Source organism: uncultured Mediterranea sp. (genome assembly GCF_902493215.1).
Taxonomy (GTDB): domain Bacteria; phylum Bacteroidota; class Bacteroidia; order Bacteroidales; family Bacteroidaceae; genus Bacteroides.
In genome coordinates this window covers 15,575-35,092 of the sequence record NZ_CABUOL010000018.1, presented here as the reverse complement: position 1 = coordinate 35,092, position 19,518 = coordinate 15,575, and the positions used below count along the sequence as shown (strand labels likewise).

Here is a 19,518-nt window from a genome sequence, read left to right as displayed (position 1 = left end):
CTGAATTTCAGCCTCTTCTTCTTTCTGTAGTTCTATACTATCTACTTTTTATTATCTGATTATCATGAAAAGACTTCTTTATCTGCTCCCCTTGTTTTTATTGACGTTGTTGCCTGTAGACGTTGTGGCTCAGGAGCCTGTTGACCTCCGGACGCAGTTGGATACCTATTTTGCAGACCCCCTTTGCACCCGTCTGCGTCCTGAAGTCAATACGCAGACGCTGAGCGGCCTGGAAGAGGGCCTGGTGCGCCGTCTGGTGGAGGCAACTCTTTCGGGCAAGTATTCCACACGTTATCGGGTCGGAACGTTCGAGGCTTACCGTACTCTCCGGAGTCTGGCAAAAGAATTGAAAACCAGCGGGTACGATCCGTACGAAAATCCTACCGGTATCTATTTCAAACAGGGTGAGAAGGTAGTGCTGCTGGTGGAAGGCATCGGTGAAGACCCGGTGGAGCTGGTCATCAAGAGCTTCGGCAAGCCGCAATATGAAGGGGAAGGATATCCCCAAAGTTCTTACCGGCTGACCAACGGCCTGAATGTGATTGAGACCCGGAACCGTGGCAACGGTTACGTGTCCTACTATACGGACAATTATCGTTCGGCACCCAAGGTACGGATTCATTTTGTCCTGGCTACGGAAAACGGCTATTTTGACCTGGGGCGCGGTGATGACAACGCGGACTGGAAGACATTGCTGGCTGCCGCCCAAAGTGATATTGTGGACATCGTTACGCCGCGCATCCATGTGGCGGCACCCGTTGAGGCCCTGAAGGCCAACTGTCCGGACGACGGTGTACGGCTGGCCCGGATTTACGATGATGTAGTGGCTTTGGAACATCGGGTGATGGGACTCCAGCTGTTCGGCCGTGAACCCAAGAACCATCAGTTTGCCCGTCCTGTCAAGGGAGGTATTTATGCCGACGGCATCGGTGCAGCCATCTGGCACGACGGTTTCGGCAGTTGGGCCAATCCCGACAAGTTCGGCTACTGGGGTTTTGCCCATGAACTGGGACACGTCAATCAGGTGCGTCCCGGTATGAAGTGGGGTGGTACGGGCGAGGTTACCAACAACATCTATTCGGCTTGGGTAAACTTCAAGTTCGACAACCTGCCCAATCTGGAGAAACGCCTCAAGGGTATCGGCGAATACAAGAATCTGAACGGAGGCCGTTTCCAGTGCTATCTGGAGGAAGGCGTACGGCAGGGCAAGAACTGGATGACGCAGGAAGGCCCCGACTATTTCGGCTCGGCTCTGAAGGACTATACCGTACAGGACGAGGACTACGACGGCCGCAAGCTGGGAGAAGTGACTGTGCCTTGGAAGAACTACGACCACTTTGTCCGTGTCGTTCCCCTGTGGCAGTTGTTGCTCTATACGGAAGAGGCGGGCAAGTCGCCCGATGCGTATGGCAAGGTGATGGAAGGCATCCGTACCTTCCCCGATGAAGAGAAACTGACCGACGGGCAGCTGCAGATCAAGTTCATGCGCAGTTTCTGCGACTCCACCCGCATCAACTTCCTGCCGTTCTTCGAGAAGGCGGGTATGCTGAAACCCTACAACCACTACTTCCGCGACTATGGCGACTATTGGCTGAAGATAAGTCAGCAGATGATTGACGAACTGAAGGAGTATATCGCCGCCAAGGGCTATCCGGAGGCCGACGGGATGCTCAACTACATCAACTGCTACAACTGGCAGGTATTCCGCGACCGGGCCCGGCTGGTGAAGAACAAGGTGGGCACCGGATGCTGCGAACACGGCACGCTGGTATGCGTCGAGAACGCGGCGTGGAAAAACGTCGTCGGCTATGAGACTTATGACAAGCGTGGCCGCCTGCTCCGCATCAGTATGCTAGGCCTGGGATGTACGGAGCCCGGCAAGACACAGACCTATACCGAAGTGCTCTGGCCCGAAGGCTCGGCCTACATCATGGCTGTGGGTTACGACGGGCGGCGTGTGAAGTGTTACAAAAAGAAATGACCAGTAGACAAATTTACTAGGAAAGGTTAGGACGAATATCGCTTGCCGACTCCTTCTCTTGTCAACTGCGGCTATAAAATAAAAGAACATTGGAATGGGTAAATATAGAGTAAGATATAAAAATATGACTAAATATATCTTTATTGTGTATCTATTATTGGTTACTTGTGAGGTTAGTGGATGTTTGTCTTCACATTTGTTACCTCAAATGACCAGAACTTTAAAAAGTGCTTCGGTAAGAACGGTTGGAGATACATTGATTGTTTCGACAGGTCGTGTGGAACGTAGATGGGTGTTGGATTATCAGGGACTTCGAACTGTTTCCTTAAAAGATTTGTCTTTAGGTAAAGAATGGTGTAGGCCAGACTCGATGGTGGGGGCGGATTGGGATTTACCTGGTGCTATAAATCGAACAACGAAAGCGGAATTCGTTTCTCAGGAAATTCGAAGAGCAGATGATGATGGTTTTATAAATGATTATCTGGAAGTTGTTACCTGTTTCCGATATGACTCGGCACGGTTGGAATTACAACATATTGTGTGGGTATTCCCCAATGCGTCTGGAGTTCGAACCCAGCTGAGAGTTAGAGCTTTGAAGGGATTTTGTGCGAAAGGACTTCCTCAAGGTGAAACGACTCGGAATTATTTTGGAAATACAATGGTTGTACCAAGTGCTCGCACTGAATACCTGCCATTAGATTATAGTATTCAGAACCGACGTAGATATTGGGGATATTACAATGATCCAGGAACGCGTCATGACCAAAGTAAGGATATGTTGCGGGAAGAAATAGTGGAAGGTTATCCTTTGTTTCAGAATGAAGATATTCACTGGGCCAGTGGAGTAAGTACTGAATATGGAAAAGATGGATGGGAAGGTGTAATTACAGTGAAAGAGTCGCATAAGTGTGTGAATCAACAGGGGCATTATACAGGTAGTTTTTATGCAGGGCCTCAAGGATTGTCGGTTACAGGTTGGGGATTGACTCCCAGTGAGATTGTGGAAGACCGTTTTCGTGAGTGTTGGGCTACTTGGACTATTGTGTTTTCTGGTGGTAATGATGGCATGCAGTTAGCCTTGAAAAGTTTTGATCGCATTCGTTATCCTGTTTTCCCGAAACGGGACATCATGATTATCAATGATACATGGGGACCGGCTAATCCTGGAGGAGCCCAGTTTGCCAAAGAAGACTATCTGTTGAAAGAAATACCTTTATTGGCAGAATTAGGAATCGATGTACTTCGGATTGATGATGGGTGGCAAATTAACCCTTGGGGGGGAGAAAAGGAGGTTTTTCTGCCAAGTTATCCAGACAAGTGGAAGAATATAACGGAAGCTTGTAGAAGAAATGGTTTGAAACTCGGATTATGGGTCGCTATACAGCGGGCTAAGCAGGACGATCTGTTGAAGAACTTAAGAGAGGCGCAAGTCGTGACGTGGAAAGTCGATTTTGACCGTCTGAAAGACAGGACTTCGTTTGAAAATCGATTTAAAAATATACGACAGATTATGAAATCAGCATGGATGGAGACACAATTCTCATTTTGTCCGGAATATGCAGATCCCCGATATGGTTGGTATTATGCAAAAGAATATGGTAGCATCTATTTTCAAAATATTCAGGAAGCTTTGCCTGAACATTTGATTATGGTGCCTTATCATGTATTGAGACAACATTGGCTGATGTGTAAGTATTTTAATAGTAATAAGTTACAAGTGTTGTTACAGAACCCAAAGAGAGTCGATAATCGGTACAGTGATGCTCCACTGCATCGACATGATTATTGTTTCGCTATGGGTTTACCCTTTATTCCTGTATTTTTTCAAAGTGCTCAATACTTGGATGAGGAAGGTAGATATGAATTGAAAAAATTAATTTCGATTTATAGGGAATATAGGGAAAAAATGTTCCAATGTTATACCTTCCCGGTTGGGGAAACACCGTCGAATGGGAGTTGGTCCGGTTTTCAGATGATTGATGAAGATATGTCGGAAGGCTTTTTCTTATTGTTTAGAGAATTGTATAATGCGGAATCAGAGAAAGTGATACAGATGAAATTTTTGGCGGGTAAATCTTTGAAAATAGAGAATCTGAGAACCGGTAGGCGTGAAGAAAAGGTCGTCGATGCTGAGGGAAATGTTCGTTTCTCAATACCGGATGCTGCAGATTTCTTGTTCTTAAGATTTCGGGTGATTAAGTAATTGCCTGTTATAATATTTTGTTTATAATAATATAAAGTAAGACTGGATTGAATGGAATAGTAAAAGGATTACAGTTACAGGATTTTTGTGAAGGTGAGCACCGTTTTGAAAAAAGCCTGGTGTCTTTTTGTATCATACTTTTTTATCCGTGAAAATATGATCGTGGATTGATAATACGATAGTATGTCGGTATGTTAATAACCGATCGCTTTTTAATTAACTTAAAAACAAAAATTTATGAAAAACAACCTCATGAAACGCGGAGCCGTTTCGCTGTTTGCAGCAGCGGCTCTTTTCGGCAGCAGTTTGCTCGTGCAGTCCTGCTGGGATGAAAACGAGTGGGAAGGTATTCCCAACGGTCCTTTTCTTCAGATTGAAGAAACGTCTCTGAACTTCGACTCCCCGGCCACTGAGTATCAGATGACGGTGAAATGCAATGAAGACTACGTCGTGGGTTTCGGCGGCGGGTTGGATACCTGGTGTACTGCCACGAAAGACGAGATGGGCGACCTGACCCTGAGTATCGCCGAAAACCCGGACAAGGACGTGCGCCGCGGCGAACTCTACATCCAGGCCGTGTCGCAGACCGATACCATCCCCGTAGCCCAGTTGGGATGGGGAAAGGCTATTCTCGTTTCCGTCTCGACGGTGAACGTCGAGGAAGCCGGCGGTGAGTTCGACCTCGCGGTGACGGCCAATACGGAATACACCTTCGACTTCAACGGCTGCGACTGGGTGGCAGAAGTGCCTTCCGTCACAACCCGTGCACACGAGACGGTGACCACGAACCACCGCTTTGCTGTCAATCCCAACAAGGGGGAGGCACGCAGTGCAACGGTAAAAGTAAGCGATGTGACCCCAGACTCGGGTATTGAAGGAACTTCGTTCACTGTCAGCCAGAAAGGGCTGGGAAGTTACGAGCCTGAAGCTCCCGAAGTAGGGAATGACATCAAACTGGCAGCCAGCAGCGTGACGGGTGACGGTGGCGAACGTCCGAACAATGTATACGGCAACATGATAGATGGCGACTCTGAAACCTTCTGGCAAAGCAACTGGACGGCACCCAAATTCCCCTGCTACATCGAATTCACTTTCGACGAACCGCAGGAGATGGATTACATTCTTTATTATCCCAGCTATAAAAGCCATTTCAAGAACATCGAAGTTCAAGTCTATTCCGATGTCAACGTAACCCGGAGCGCAGACTACCGTACTGTCTTTGCCGGTGAATTGGCCAAGGCTTCCGGAGCGACACGCATTGACTTTCAGGAATCGCAGGCCGGAGTGACCAAGGTGAAGATTACCATCACCGATACCTATGATGCCGGCGAGGCCCGCTGTACTGAAATGGAATTCTACAAGAAAGATCCTTCCAGCTTCGATTATACCACCCTCTTCGCCAATCCGTCCTGCACGGAACTGAAGGCTGGGCTTACCGAAGCCGAGATTCTGGCCTGCCCGCATTCGTTCTACAAGAAACTGGCCTGGTACATGTACAACGGCAAGTACCCCCGTGAATTCCGCATCGCCGACTTCAAGGCCTATCCCCATCCCGACGTACAGGCCAAGGAAAACAAGACCAGTACCTACAGCCTGCTGGACAACCCGACGGGCATTTCGGTGGCGGCCGACGAAAATCTGGTAGTAATGGCCGACCTGAAGGGACGCGAGTCCGTCAATATCCGTGTGCAGAACTTGGATACGCCGGGAGCCGACGGCTTTGGAGGCGAGGAATATACGTTGAAAGACGGCATCAATACACTCCGGATGAAGGAGAAAGGTCTGGTCTACGTGATGTATCATACGGCCGACTATGAAACAGCCCCAGCCATTACGCTGCACTTCGCTTCGGGCAAGGTGAACGGTTATTTCGATAGCCAGAATCCTGCGCACGAAGGTCGTTGGAACGAATTGCTCGGCGCTTCGGTAGACAAATATTTCGACGTGCTGGGCAAGTATGCCCATCTGACCTTCCCCACGGCAAAGTTCCAAAACAACACCAAGGACGGTAAGGCACTGATTGACTGGTACGACCAGCTGGTGTATCGTGAGCAGGAATTCCAGGGGCTGGAGAAGTATGGCAAGATGTTCAAGAACCGCATGTACTTCAACGTGATGTATACCTCATATATGTACTCTACCAGCTACCGCACTTCATACAACGAATCGACGCTGGATGCATTGACCAACGAATCTGGATTGAACGCCAACTGCTGGGGGCCTGCCCATGAAGTGGGACACAGCAACCAGACCCGTCCGGGCTTGAAGTGGATTGGTACGACGGAAGTGACCAACAACATCCTCTCCCAGTATATCCAGACCACCGTATGCGGCGAACCTTCGCGTCTGGATGTGAAGGACAACTATACTTCGGCCTGGAACTATATCGTTGTTCCTGGTGCTCCGCATGCCACGGGTGCCGATGCGGCCGGTGGTGAGACTCCTTTCTGTAAGGTGGTGCCTTTCTGGCAGCTGGAACTCTACTTTGGCAAGGTACTGGGACGCACGCCCATGCAACAACCCGACCACGGTGGCTTCTATTCCGACGTGTATGAATACGTCCGTACACAACCCGACCAGCCTACGGCGGGAGCCCAGCAGTTGGAGTTTGTCTACAACTGCTGCCTGAACGGACAGGCTAATCTGCTTGACTTCTTCAGCAAGTGGGGATTCCTGACACCGATTGATGCGGAAATCAGTGATTATGGAACAGAACAGATGACCATCACGCAGGCCGACATCGACAACCTGAAATCGCGTGTGGAGGCTTTGGGCTTCAGCAAACCCGATGTGGCGTTGGAGTATATCACCGATCCGCTGGTGGACAGCTATAAGAACAAGTCGGCCATGGTGACGGGCACCGCTGCACGCAACGGCAACGTGGTGACCCTGAACGGCTGGAAGCATGTAGCAGCCTTTGAGGTAAAGGATGCTGCCGGCAAGTTGGTCTATGTGGCCAGAGGTGTGGCTGCAGACGGAGCCACCCGTGAATTCACCCTGCCAACAGATTGGCAGAGCGGATATACGGTAGAAGCGGTAGCTGTGGATGGCAAGAGGAATAAGGTAGGTTTTTGAGTTAAAAACGCTATCGTTGACTATTTCTCCCCCATAAAGGGATGATTTATCCTACCGGACAGGCAAGATGCCTATAGATTTGCAACAGAAAAATCAATATACAAAATCAAAATAAACGAAACATGAATGTGAAAAAACAGTTGATTACGGCATTTTGCCTGTCCTGCCTTTTGGCTCCGGTGGCCCATGCGCAGGACTCGGAGAAGGCTTTTATTAAAGAGAACATGAACTTTGCAGCCGAGCAATACCGGCTGATGTTGAAAACGCCTGCGCAGGGTAAGGATGGAAAGGGAGTGATGCCCCATAGTATGAGGAAGGATGGTACCGTCTCCAAGGGCAGTATTTACCTGTGGACGTCGGGGTTCTTTCCCGGTTCTCTGTGGTACATCTCCGAGTATATCGGCGATCGGGCGTTGCAGGATTCCGCATTGGTTTATACTCAAAAGATGGAACCGATCAAAACCTTTACGGACAACCACGACATCGGTTTCATGATGTATTGCAGTTATGGTAACGCCAACCGTTTCGAACCGAAGCCGGAATACAAAGACATTTTGTTGGAATCGGCCCGTTCGCTTTGCACGCGTTTTCGCCCGAAGGCCGGTGTTATCCAGTCGTGGAACGGCTTCCGTTCCTGGCACGGTGACAAGGTATACGACTTTCCCGTCATCATCGACAATATGATGAATCTGGAGTTACTTTTCTATGCTTCCCGCGTGACGGGCGACGACACGTTCCGCAAGGTGGCCGTCAGCCATGCCGAGAACACGATGAAGAATCAGGTACGCGATGACTACAGTTGTTTCCACATCGTTTATTACGACAAGGAAACGGGCAAACCTATCAAGGGAGAGACTTCGCAGGGCTACAGTGACAATTCTGCCTGGAGCCGCGGGCAGGCGTGGGGTATCTATGGCTTTACACTCTGTTACCGTGAAACGAAGGACAAACGTTTCCTGAAGACGGCGCAACGTATGGCCGATTTCTATCTGGATCATCCCAATCTGCCGTCGGACAAGGTGGCTTGGTGGGACTTCAATGCCAACCAGCCGGGGTATGTGCCGGGCATCCGTTCCAATGCCAACAACGTAGTGACGAACTATCGTGACGCCTCAGCTGCCGCTTGTACCGCTTCGGCATTGTTGGAACTGAGTACATATGTCAAGGGCAGTGAGAGTGCCAAGTATCTGGAAGGCGCCAAGGCAATTCTCCATTCGTTGGGCAGCAAGAAATATCGGGCCGAGCTGGGCAAGAATGCCGACTTCATTCTGATGCACAGCACGGGAGCCATTCCTCAGAACTCCGAAATAGATGTTCCGCTGACTTATGCCGACTATTATTTCTTGGAGGCTCTGCACCGCTATGACAAACTACTGGACGGCAAACCACTGTTCTGAATCTGATTTTAAATCTGAATCTCTAAATTTCACCACAGGTTACACTACCTTTATTTATTTTATTGGGAATTGTGTGGCCTGTGGTGATTCTTTTACTGTATATTTGTGAACTGAAAAATATTAATTGACAATTGAAATCAAAATGAAAAAGTTGAATTATTGGATGATAGTACTTGCAGCAGTGTGTTTGATACCTGCATGTTCGTTGCAAGCGCGTGAAAAGAAAAACAAAAAGTCAGAAACCGAACAGACTACCGGTGCACAGGATCGTGAACAATGGGTGAAGTGGTTGTGGAAGATATCCTATCCTGTTATCCATAATTTAGCAGAAGGAACCTTGCACCAGAATATGCCGATAGAGACCGTAAATGGAAATCCGGCTGGCTATGACGAAATAACTCATCTGGAAGCTGTGGGGCGTACATTGGCCGGTGTGGCTCCCTGGCTGGCTTTGCCCGATGATGATACGGAGGAAGGCAAGCTGCGCAAGCAGATGCGCGAGGAGGTTTTGAAGGGATTGAAGAATGCGGTTGACCCCAATTCGCCTGACAAGCTGAACTTTACGAAACAGGCTCAGCCCATTGTGGATGCTGCCTACCTGGTACATGCTTTCTTGCGTGCTCCCAAAGCTTTGTGGGAACCGCTGGACAAGGTGACCAAACAACGCTATATCGATTCGTTCAAGGCATTGCGCGACCGTACGGGTGCCTATAACAACTGGTTACTTTTTACCGGCTTGACCGAAGCCTTCCTGATGCAGCAGGGCGAAAGAGCTGACCAGTTCCGTCTGCGTGTATCGAAGAACAAGATACAGGAATGGTACGTGGGCGACGGTTGGTACAGCGACGGAAGCAAGTTCAGCATGGACTACTACAATTCGTATGTGCTGAACCCCATGATGGTGGCTATGATGGAGACACTGGTTCCTTTCCGCTGGGCCAGCCAGAAGGAATACGAACAGGCTTTGAGCCGCATGGTGCGTCATGCCGAGTTCTGTGAACGTATCATCGGTCCGGACGGCACGTATCCGGCTTTCGGACGTTCGGTGACTTACCGCACGGCTGCTTTCCAGTCATTGGCCGACGTGGCGTTGCGCGGAAAACTGCCCAGCTTTATCAAGCCGGCTCAGGTACGTTGTGCCCTGACTGCGGTACATCGCAATATGTACGAAGGCAATCAGAACTTTGACAAGGACGGTTGGCTTGTGTTGGGCTTCAACGGCCATCAGCCCGAAGTGGCCGATGGATATACATCAACCGGCAGTCTCTATATGGCCACATTGAGCTTCCTGCCTCTGGGGCTTCCTGCCGACAATCCATTCTGGACCGACGAGCCGGCCGACTGGACTACCAAGAAGGCTTGGAAGGGTGAGAAGATACGCAAGGATTATAAAGTGGAGTATTAACGAAGGCAGTATTCTTCTATAGGGTATTGTACAATAGGTGTCAATACCCTATCTTTGGATAAGGCAGGCTGCACCTCGGTGGTAAAAAGCTGAAAACAATATTTTCATCTTTTGTACTTCTCTCGGTTTGCACTATCTTTGCATCATTATAAACAATGTTTGAACACCATGAAGAATAAGTTGTTGTTATCTGCATTTATTGGAGCTCTTTCGTTCGGAACTCTTTCCGCGCAGGATTTCCATTTGCAACCTACTCCCCAAGTGTATGAAACTCTCCAGGATAGCATAGCCCTGCCTGGAACTTACAGTCTTTCGGCCGATACCGAAGGGCTGGCTGCCGATGCCGTCCGTCTGCTGGGTACGCTGTTGCCTGACTGCCAAGCCAAAGCTGCTTTCCGGATAACGGTAGGTGTCAAGGGCGACAAGGCAGTACGCAAGTATGCCCGTCGGATACCGTCCAAGGCTGAAGGCTATTACCTGAAGATAGACAAGAATGAAATTGTAATTGCCGGTGCCGACGCACGCGGCGCCTATTACGGTGTACAGACGCTGGCACAGCTGTTGACCTTGCCCAAATTGCCGCTGGCCGAGATTACCGATTATCCTGACGTTCCCTATCGTGGAGTGGTCGAGGGGTTCTACGGTACCCCCTGGAGTCATGAGGCCCGTCTGCGGCAATTGGATTTTTATGGTCGCAACAAGATGAATGTGTATCTGTACGGCCCGAAGAATGATCCGTATCACAGTACTCCGAACTGGCGTAAACCTTATCCGGAGCGCGAAGCTGCCCAACTGAAGGAGTTGGTAGACAAGGCCCGCGAGAACAATGTTATCTTCTATTGGGCCATCCATCCGGGGCAGGACATCCAGTGGAATGAGGAAGACCGCCAGAACTTGCTGAACAAATTCGAAAAGATGTATCAGCTGGGAGTACGCGGCTTTGCCGTGTTCTTTGATGATATCTCGGGCGAGGGTACCCGAGCCGACAAGCAGGCCGACCTGCTGAACTATCTGGACGACCATTTCGTAAAAGTGAAAGGCGACGTGGAACCGCTCATTATGTGTCCCACGGAGTACAACAAGGCCTGGTCCAACGTGAAAGGCGGCTATCTGACTACATTGGGCGAGAAACTGAACGAAGGCATTCAGATAATGTGGACGGGTAACAGCGTAATTGCCACCATCGACCATGCGACGATGGACTTCATCAACCCGCTCCTGAAACGAAAGGCCTATATCTGGTGGAACTTTCCCGTGTCTGACTACGTACGCGACCATCTGCTCATGGGCCCTGTCTATGGCAATGCGCTCGACATCAAGGACGAGATGGAAGGCTTCGTGTCCAATCCCATGGAGCATGCCGAAGCGTCCAAAATCGCTTTGTACAGCGTGGCCGATTATGCCTGGAACTTGTCCGATTACGACAGCGACGCTTCTTGGCGGCGTGCCATCAAGGATCTGATGCCACGTCATGCCGCTTATCTGGAAACCTTTGCCGCCCATAATTCCGACTTGGGGGCCAATGGACACCGCTTCCGTCGTGACGAGTCGGTTGCCATCCAGCCGGCCTTGGAAACATTGCGTTCTACTTACGAGAAGCAGCATACGGTCGATGAAGCGGCCTGGCGTCAGGTCAGCGAGGAGTGCCGGAAGATTGTTACTGCTGCCGATGTGCTGTCAGTTTCTCAGGAGAACCAGCCGTTGGTAGCCGAAATGCAGCCTTGGTTGATGCAGTTCAAGCTGGTGGGACAATACGGCGAGGCCGTTCTGCAGATGATGCGTGGGGCTGCAACCGACAGACAGGAATTTGAAACAGCCTATGAACATGCCAAGGCATTGCAGCGCATGATGTATAAAGTGGATACCACCTACAACCAGAATCCCTATCAGCCGGGTGTGAAGAGTGGCAGCAAGGTATTGCTTCCCACTTTCTATGCCTTGTTCGAGTCGAGTGTAGGTGTTTACAACCAGACGCATCGGGCGGCTTTGGATACACGTGCTGTCTATATGCCCTACAGTTGGAGTAGCGATGTTGCTCAGTTGGCTGCTTTGCCGGTGGTACGTAAGGGAAAGAAAGGCAACGTGTCGCCGTCCAACGAAGTGATCCGTTGGCAGGCAGGAGGTGAAGCTCTGTTGACCATGGACCAGTTACGTACCTTGAAGTACCTCACTGTTGATTTCGGTACGGCCGATGCGCCGAAGCTCATCCGGCTGGAGGTGACTGCCGATGGGCAGAATTGGGAAGAAATCGCTCTTCAACCCGCCAACGGAAAGACTCGTTTCAAGGTGGATGTTGATGGCCGTAGTGTCCTGAAAATCCGTCTGACCAATGTGACCGGTCAGGAACAGAAGGTTTACTTCAAGCAGTTCAGTCTGGAGGAAAAGTAATCGTGTCGCTATTGTCATACTGATGTCTGAGGGTGCCGACGAGTGGAAGTAGCTTTTGGAAGAGTATGAAATTTTAACGCCTGGATATATTTCCATTATATCTAGGCGTTATATTGTTGTGGCGTGATCTCGAAGAACTCTAGATCTCACATCCTTATTCTCGTTTTGTAGAGGTATGATTATTCCTTTTTTGTGGCTTGCAAAAATACGCCGGTTCTCTGTTGGGTTGACTTGTCTCTTGTTTTCCCCATTCAGTGTTGGGTGTGTCCGATAAAGTCAGTTCCAGTTCTCCCCCTTTTATAATGTCATAATAATCAATGTGGCATTGAAGATGAGGCTTACCGTTCAATGTAGCGTTTTGGATGTACGGACTATTCTTGGTTTGCCTTTTTACGCGGATGGTGAAAACTTGGTCGTCTTTTACCCGGATGCGTATTTCGTCGAATAGAGGCGTACTCAGTTCCATCCGAGTGTCACCCGGACATATGGGGTGGAGACCAATCGAGGCTAATACATACCAAGCCGACATCTGACCTACATCTTCGTTGCCGACCAATCCCTTCACCTCGTTCTTGTAAGCGTTGAGGCAGATGAAATGGGTCCAGTATTGGGTCTTCCAAGGTTGTCCCAGTCGGTTGTAAAGGAAAGGAACGTGGTGAACCGGCTCGTTGGCATGGTTGTAATACTGATTCCATAAGAAATGTGAGGGTGTGTGAGCGAACATATAATCTAATTCTTCCAGTGCTTTCTCTCGTCCACCCATCAACTCGGCCAATCCGTCTATATCGTGGGGAACAAACCATCCTTGCTGGAACGGATTCGACTCTGTGCAACCATATCCTTCTGTGAGTCGTCCCTTTGCAGGCCAAGGCAGAAACTGACCCTGTTCATCTTTGGGGCGGAAACTTTGGTGCTCGGTGTCGTAGATGTTCCGGTAGGATTGTGCCAGTTCACGGTAATGTTGTTCTTCTTGTGTCTTACCCAAGTCTTTGGCCCATTCGGCCATGCACCATTCTGTATAGGCGTATTCCAGGGTCTTGGATATGGAGTGGGGGACGTATCCATGAGGAGCATTGCCGTTCATTCGTGAAGTGCGGTCGGCATATTGCCAGGCTTTCTCCACATCGTAGTCCCGAATGCCTTTGCGGTATGCATCCACCAAGACGGAGATGGCAGGATTGCCTACCATACATCCGGTGTAAGCATTCAGAAATTCCCAGCGTTCCAAGTAATCTTTTCCACTTTCTTCAGCCAGTGTAATCAGTGAGTTCAGCAGGTCGTTCACTACATCTGGCCGGATGAGGGTCAGCAGGGGCATTTCGCTGCGGAATACGTCCCATCCACTGAAAATGGTACGTTTGTGAAAACTGTGGCTGCGGTGGATCTGCTTGTCGCCACCTGGATACTCGCCATTCACATCGGCAAAGAGTCTTGGATCCAGCATCGTGCGATACAGGGCCGTATAAAAAATGTGTTTCAGGTTTTCGTCTTGGGTGTCTATTTCGATTCGGGACAATGCTTCGTTCCAGGCTTGGTAATTGGCGTGTCGGATGCGTTCAAAATTCCAGTCTGCGATATCGGTTTCCAGATTGAGACGGGCGTTTGCTTCGCTTACAAAAGAGATGCCTGCTTTCATTAAGACTTCTTCTCCTTCTTGGGTCTCGAATTCGCTGAAGAAACCGATATGTTTCCCTTGGAAGGAAGATACCTGCTTGTGAATTTCAGCTTGGGAGACTATTTGCTGGAAAGCATCGGATTCTATAAATTCTCTTTTCCGGGATTGTCCCTCCGGAATGGCGGCCGACCATACTCCATAGTTCTGTAAAGGTTTGGAGAATTGGGCATAAAAGTAGACGGTATAGTCGGCCTTTCCGTCTCCGTTTCCCCAGCCTCCACCTTCGGGTGGGCAAATCATTTTGCCGCTGATGGTGTGGTCGTCAACGACTTTCACTTCCTGCCAGGTGGAAGTTCCTCCTACCCTTCGTGCCAGGTCTATCTGGATACGGGCATTTTTGCACTTCGGATAAGTGAAACGAAGTATGCCGGCATGTTGGGTGACAGTCGCTTCCGCTTGTATTTGGTAGTCTGATAGTTTTACCGAATAATAACCGGCTTTTGCCTGTTCTGATTTTTTGTCGTAACGCGACCGATAACCCGCATCCGGATTGCTGAGCTTCCCTGAGTTGGTATGCATAGGCCCGGTGGTCGGCATAACGAGGAAATTGCCCAGGTCGCCATACCATCCGATACCGCTCATCTGTGTGAAGGCAAATCCTTCTATGCTCTCGTGTTCATAACTGTATCCCGGCCCATTGTCGCCTCCGGTGATTGTATTGGGGCTTAATTGTACCAGTCCGAATGGATAGGTGGCTCCGGGAATGGTTTTTCCCAGACCATGGCTGGCACCGGCCTCCCGGATGTTTGTACTTGCACCGATAAACGGATTGACATAGTAGGCTGCTTCCTTTTCGTGGTCCGAAGCCGCGGAGGCAAATAGGACCGTATACTTGAGGCAAAGCCATAAGATAATTAGCGCTTTCTTCATTTCTGTTGTTCTTAGTTAATAGCTTGATTTTTGTCGTAACTATCTACTTTAGCGCGCTAACTATTAACATTAGCGCGCTAACTATGGACTTTACGGTATCTCTTTTTAGGATTGGGAGGAGGCTGTTTACTCCCATTCCGGTACATCCTGATGATAGAGGTGCTCGACAAAGAAATCGTGTATGCGCCTCATTTCGTATGTACCTCCCAATGAATGGCCGCGGTTGGGCAGATAGAGCTGTTCGAAAGGCTTGTTGGCGTTGACCAGTGCGTTGACTACCTGGAGTGTGGAAGCCGGGTCTACATTGTCATCCAGTTCGCCGTTCACCAGCAGCAGTTTCCCTTTCAGACGCCAGGCGTTGTCTACATTCGAACTCCGGCTGTAGGATTCGTCGATAGGATAGCCCATCCATTGTTCGTTCCACCACATCTTGTCCATACGGTTGTCGTGGCATCCGCACAGCGCTACTGCCACCTTGTAGAAATCGTTGTGGAAAAGCAGGGCGCTCAAGGCATTCTGCCCGCCGGCCGACCATCCGAAGATGCCTACCCGGTTCAGGTCCATGTAGGGATAGCGTCGGGCCGCTTCCTTCATCCAGGCAATCCGGTCGGGGAAACCGGCATCCTTCAGGTTCTTCCAGCAGACGTCGTGGAAGGCTTTCGAACGGTTGGCCGTTCCCATGCCGTCGATCATGACCACGATGAATCCCAGTTCGCAGAGCCGGTAGCCGGCAAAGTTGCGTACAATGAAGGACTTGGGCACATGGGAATCGTGCGGACCGGCGTAGATATATTCGATGACCGGATAACTGCGTGACGGGTCGAAGTTGGAAGGCCGCAGAATGGTACCCCATATATCCGTTTTCCCGTCCCTTCCTTTGGCCGAGAAGACTTCGGGCATCGTCCAGCCCTCTGCTTTCAGTCCGCTGATGTCGGCTTCCTGTACGTCTCCTGTCTGTTTCCCGTCTTCCGTGCGCCTTGTGAGGCTCTTGTAGGGCATGTCGGGACGCGAGTAGCAGTCGGTCATATACTGGAAGTCGGGCGAGAAGGATACTTCATGATTGCCGTTTTCGGGTGTCAGGTCGGTGAATCCGCTGCCGTCCAGCCGTATCTTGCAGTAGTGGATGTTATAGGGGTCCTCACCCTTATACAAGCCTGAGGCTTTGAAGTAGACGGTTTGGCCGGGTTCGTCTACCTTGACCACTTCTCTTACGACCCATTCTCCTTTCGTCAGCTGGCGGAGGACATTACCCTGGTTGTCCAGCAGGTAGAGATGCCTCCAGCCGTCTCTCTCGGATATCCACAGCATTTCTTTCCCGTCGTTCAGGTCGTGACGGAACAGGCGGTTGTAATAGATGAATGTCTTCGAACGTTCGTCGGCCAGGTGGGTAATCTGCCCGTTTTGGGCATTCACTTCGGCCACAATGTAGCGTTGGTGGCCACGCTGGTTATATTCGAAGGTGAAGGCCCGGCTGTCTGCCCGCCATCCCGTCAGGCGGAGGCTGTACGGGTTTTCGTAAAGCCGGGTGTCCAGAGGAATGGCTTTTCTCTGTTCCACATCGAAGAGTACGGGCAGGCTGACTGGCAGTACATCTCCCGGCTTGTCGTAGCGTATCCATTTCAGCGAAGGCTGCAACTGGTCTTTGGGGCTGGAGCTGGTCAGGGGAATGTGTCGGCCCGGCGCCTGGCGGGTGCGGAGCGTTACCAGTTTGCGGGAGTCGGGCGACCATGAAATGTCGGCCGAGTAGTAGAGATCCTTGATACCGTCTGTCGTCAACGGATATTCTTTCCCGTCGGCCACGGTGCGGAGGTAGAGGTTGCAGTCCTTGATGTAGGCATCCATCTTGCCGTCGGGCGAAAGGATGCCTTTTGCCGCATTGTTTTCTGCCGGTCGGCCGGATGGGTTACCCGGTATCTGTTCGCTCAGCCTGTTTCTGGAAATCAGGTAGCCGTATGGCTTGTCGCCGTATCGGAACAACAGACTGTCTTTGCGCACCTCTTCCCGTTGCAGGCCGAGATTATAAGGCTGTATTTCCTTTTGGACCAGTTTGCTCAGCGCTTTGGCCAGTCGGACGGGGTCGAACAATCGTGTTTTCTTGCCGGAGGAGGCGTCTGTCCTGTAATAGACTGTTCCCTGCCGTTCTTTATTCTTGTACCAGAATTCATGTCCGTCTCCTATCCAATGGGGGCGGATGGCATCGTTGTAGACAGTGGGCGCATGAAAGAACAGCGAGTCTGCTCTCCGGTAGTCGTTTGAGGTCACTTGCCCGCAGACGGGTACAACTACCCCAGTTGTGCAGCAGAACAATATAATCTGTATCAGTCTTGAATAAGTGTTATGCATGGCATTATTTGATGTGTGATGGATTGATTTCGTGATAAACCTGGCGTGCCGTTTCAACGGGATCGCCCTGGGCTGTTTGCGGATAGGGGTTGTGCTTCAATGTCCAGGCCTCTTCCAACGCATAGAAGTCGATGGCAGCCGGCGTCTGGCCGTTCAGCTTGGCTTCCAGATAATCGAAATAGGTTTTCCAGCGCAGGTAGTAGAAGTCTTTCAGCAGTCCGCTCCATTCCTTGTGGGCATAGTCCCGCAGACCTCCCGCATCGGCTGCCCGACGGTTGCCCCAGGTGGTAATCTGTACGCGGGCGTTCCACTCCAGCCAGTCTTTTTCGGCCTCTGTATCGCCCATGTTCCGTGCCATTCCTGTCCATTGGCCCAGGCAGAACTCATCGCGGGTGGCCAGCAGACGGTCCTGCAGTTCTATCAGGCGGAGGAAACGGTCGGAAGCAGCTTTGAACAGATTCTTCTCTCCGGCGCGGTAGGCACTTGTCACGACGGAATAGACCAACCGTCCCTTTTCAGCTACGGCCTGGCGCACGATGTCTATCAGGTCGTATTCAAAGTTGTTGTTGCTTTTGAAGCGAGGGGCGGCTTCCACCATCAGCCGGGCGGCTTCCATTACATCTTCCGGTTTGTAGTAATCTTTCATTTCCGACCAGCTGGAAGCCTGATAGGCCTTGAGCGAAGGACGTGCACAGAAGATGGATTCGTGCGTACCCTGCTGGGTGGAGGCCGGCGGGCAGTTGTAGATACTGTTGCGCAGCAGTTCCCAGGCCTGCTCTATTTGCGGGTCGCTCTTGCCGTAGCGTGCGCGGATGTATTCTTTCAGCCATGTGTCGCTGGTGAAGGGCACGTTACGCCAGGGCAGCTCGCTGATGAGTTCGTACATCACCGGATTGTTCTCTATTCCTTCCATCGTCAGACCTACGCCTTTCAGCGTCTGGCCGAAGCGGCTGTCGCGTGCCTTGTAGAATTCGTCGATGACGTGCGACATCTTGCCGTGCAACCCCACATTGCCGCCATAGTTGAGCAGCATGCAGTACAGCCAGTCATGCGCTCCGAAACCGTTCTTCCTGTACCATGTCGAGGCCGGGTCGCCCCATTGCGGACGGCTTTCCGAATACAGGTCGAGCACAATCAGGTCGCCTGCGGGCAGGTTGGCTATCATTTGTTCGTAGGGGCAACGTTGCCAGGCTTGGGCTACCCATACCGCTTTCGGGTTGGCCCGCTTCATGGCGGCGTGGATTGCTTTTCCGGCCGCATCAAGGTCTACCCCTGCCACACTGCCTCCTTCGTGGAAGGGGTCCATGCTGTAGTAGTTGGCTTTGCCGTAAAGTTTGGTCAGCTCTTCGTAATAGAGGTCGGCTATGCGTTGGAACTGGGTGTCGGTAGGCTGCAGGATGGCCGGACGCCGGTAACCGCACCACAGTCCCGGTTCGGCTACATCCAGCCCGAGCTTTTCCTTGGCATTGTTGGGCACCATGCCCGAGTAACCGGGCAGAACGGGCTCTATGCCGAACTCCCGCATGCGTTTGAGTATTTTTTTCTGCAGTTCTTCCTGCTGTTTGTACCAGTGGGGAGTATTGGGACCTCCCCAGGCTTCCAGGTTGTTCATCAGCCACCAGGCCTGGAAAGCCGGTCCGGCCACGAAACTGTTCACCTCGTCCGTGCTGTAGCCCAGCCGGGTAAGTACGTTCCGCCAGACACTGGCTGTACCCGTGATGGCCAGAGGCAGGTTGATGCCATGCAGGGCCATCCAGTCAATCTCCTGCTCCCACCGTTTCCAGTCCCAGAAAGCCATGGAATAGGAGTGGGTACAGTAGTTCAGGTAGTAGCGGTGTTTCAGTGGCGTTTCGTGCCGTTCCTTTTTCGTGACGGCAGGCAATACGTCAGGCAGTTCGGCCTGCATGTTGTTCCAGGTCAGGTGGATACCGGCATGATACTTCAGATACCAGTGTATGCCCGTGGCAATGCTGATAGAGTTGTTACCTCGGACTACGACCTTTTCCCCTTTCTGGTCGAGTTCGAAGAAGTCGGTATCCGATTTCACGTATTCGATGGCAAACTTGCGGGAGGCACCTGCATCGATGCGTTCCAGCAGGCCTTTGACGGGAGTTCCTCCCCGGCTGGTCAATGCCAGAAGAAACAGCCCGATCAGTGTAAGTGTCAGTTTTTGCATAAGAC

At 50.9% G+C, this 19,518-nt stretch carries 9 protein-coding genes; 6 read left to right on the top strand and 3 right to left on the bottom strand.

The window, feature by feature from the left end; all coding sequences use genetic code 11:
• Nucleotides 1-64 precede the first annotated feature (64 nt).
• From RDO88_RS10680 to RDO88_RS10655, 6 genes are all read left to right on the top strand, one after another.
• Nucleotides 65-1,981, top strand: coding sequence for a M60 family metallopeptidase (locus tag RDO88_RS10680; RefSeq protein WP_307759358.1), 1,917 nt, complete (start codon nucleotides 65-67; stop codon nucleotides 1,979-1,981).
• Nucleotides 1,982-2,075: 94 nt separating this feature from the next.
• The gene (locus RDO88_RS10675) at nucleotides 2,076-4,184 is read left to right on the top strand and encodes a hypothetical protein (protein WP_307759357.1); all 2,109 of its coding nucleotides are present in this window, start codon (nucleotides 2,076-2,078) and stop codon (nucleotides 4,182-4,184) included.
• A gap of 237 nt (nucleotides 4,185-4,421) precedes the next feature.
• Nucleotides 4,422-7,259: a M60 family metallopeptidase gene (locus RDO88_RS10670; protein ID WP_307759356.1), complete on the top strand. Its 2,838-nt coding sequence runs from the start codon at nucleotides 4,422-4,424 to the stop codon at nucleotides 7,257-7,259.
• 122 nt (nucleotides 7,260-7,381) lie between these two features.
• Nucleotides 7,382-8,656: a glycoside hydrolase family 88 protein gene (locus tag RDO88_RS10665; protein WP_374043939.1), complete on the top strand. Its 1,275-nt coding sequence runs from the start codon at nucleotides 7,382-7,384 to the stop codon at nucleotides 8,654-8,656.
• A gap of 142 nt (nucleotides 8,657-8,798) precedes the next feature.
• Nucleotides 8,799-10,061: a DUF2264 domain-containing protein gene (locus tag RDO88_RS10660; protein ID WP_307759355.1), complete on the top strand. Its 1,263-nt coding sequence runs from the start codon at nucleotides 8,799-8,801 to the stop codon at nucleotides 10,059-10,061.
• A 168-nt stretch (nucleotides 10,062-10,229) separates the two neighbouring features.
• Complete coding sequence (locus RDO88_RS10655) at nucleotides 10,230-12,449, top strand: beta-N-acetylglucosaminidase (RefSeq protein WP_307759354.1); 2,220 nt, start codon at nucleotides 10,230-10,232, stop codon at nucleotides 12,447-12,449.
• 154 nt (nucleotides 12,450-12,603) lie between these two features.
• On the opposite strand, the gene RDO88_RS10650 is transcribed toward RDO88_RS10655, so the two are convergent.
• From RDO88_RS10650 to RDO88_RS10640, 3 genes are all read right to left on the bottom strand, one after another.
• Nucleotides 12,604-14,994, bottom strand: a complete 2,391-nt coding sequence (locus RDO88_RS10650) for a GH92 family glycosyl hydrolase (protein ID WP_307759353.1) — start codon at nucleotides 14,992-14,994, stop codon at nucleotides 12,604-12,606.
• Nucleotides 14,995-15,120: 126 nt separating this feature from the next.
• On the bottom strand, nucleotides 15,121-17,337 hold the full coding sequence (locus RDO88_RS10645) for a DPP IV N-terminal domain-containing protein (RefSeq protein ID WP_307759352.1): 2,217 nt from the start codon (nucleotides 17,335-17,337) through the stop codon (nucleotides 15,121-15,123).
• A 4-nt stretch (nucleotides 17,338-17,341) separates the two neighbouring features.
• Complete coding sequence (locus RDO88_RS10640) at nucleotides 17,342-19,513, bottom strand: alpha-N-acetylglucosaminidase TIM-barrel domain-containing protein (protein WP_307759351.1); 2,172 nt, start codon at nucleotides 19,511-19,513, stop codon at nucleotides 17,342-17,344.
• Between the last annotated feature and the right edge of the window lie 5 nt (nucleotides 19,514-19,518).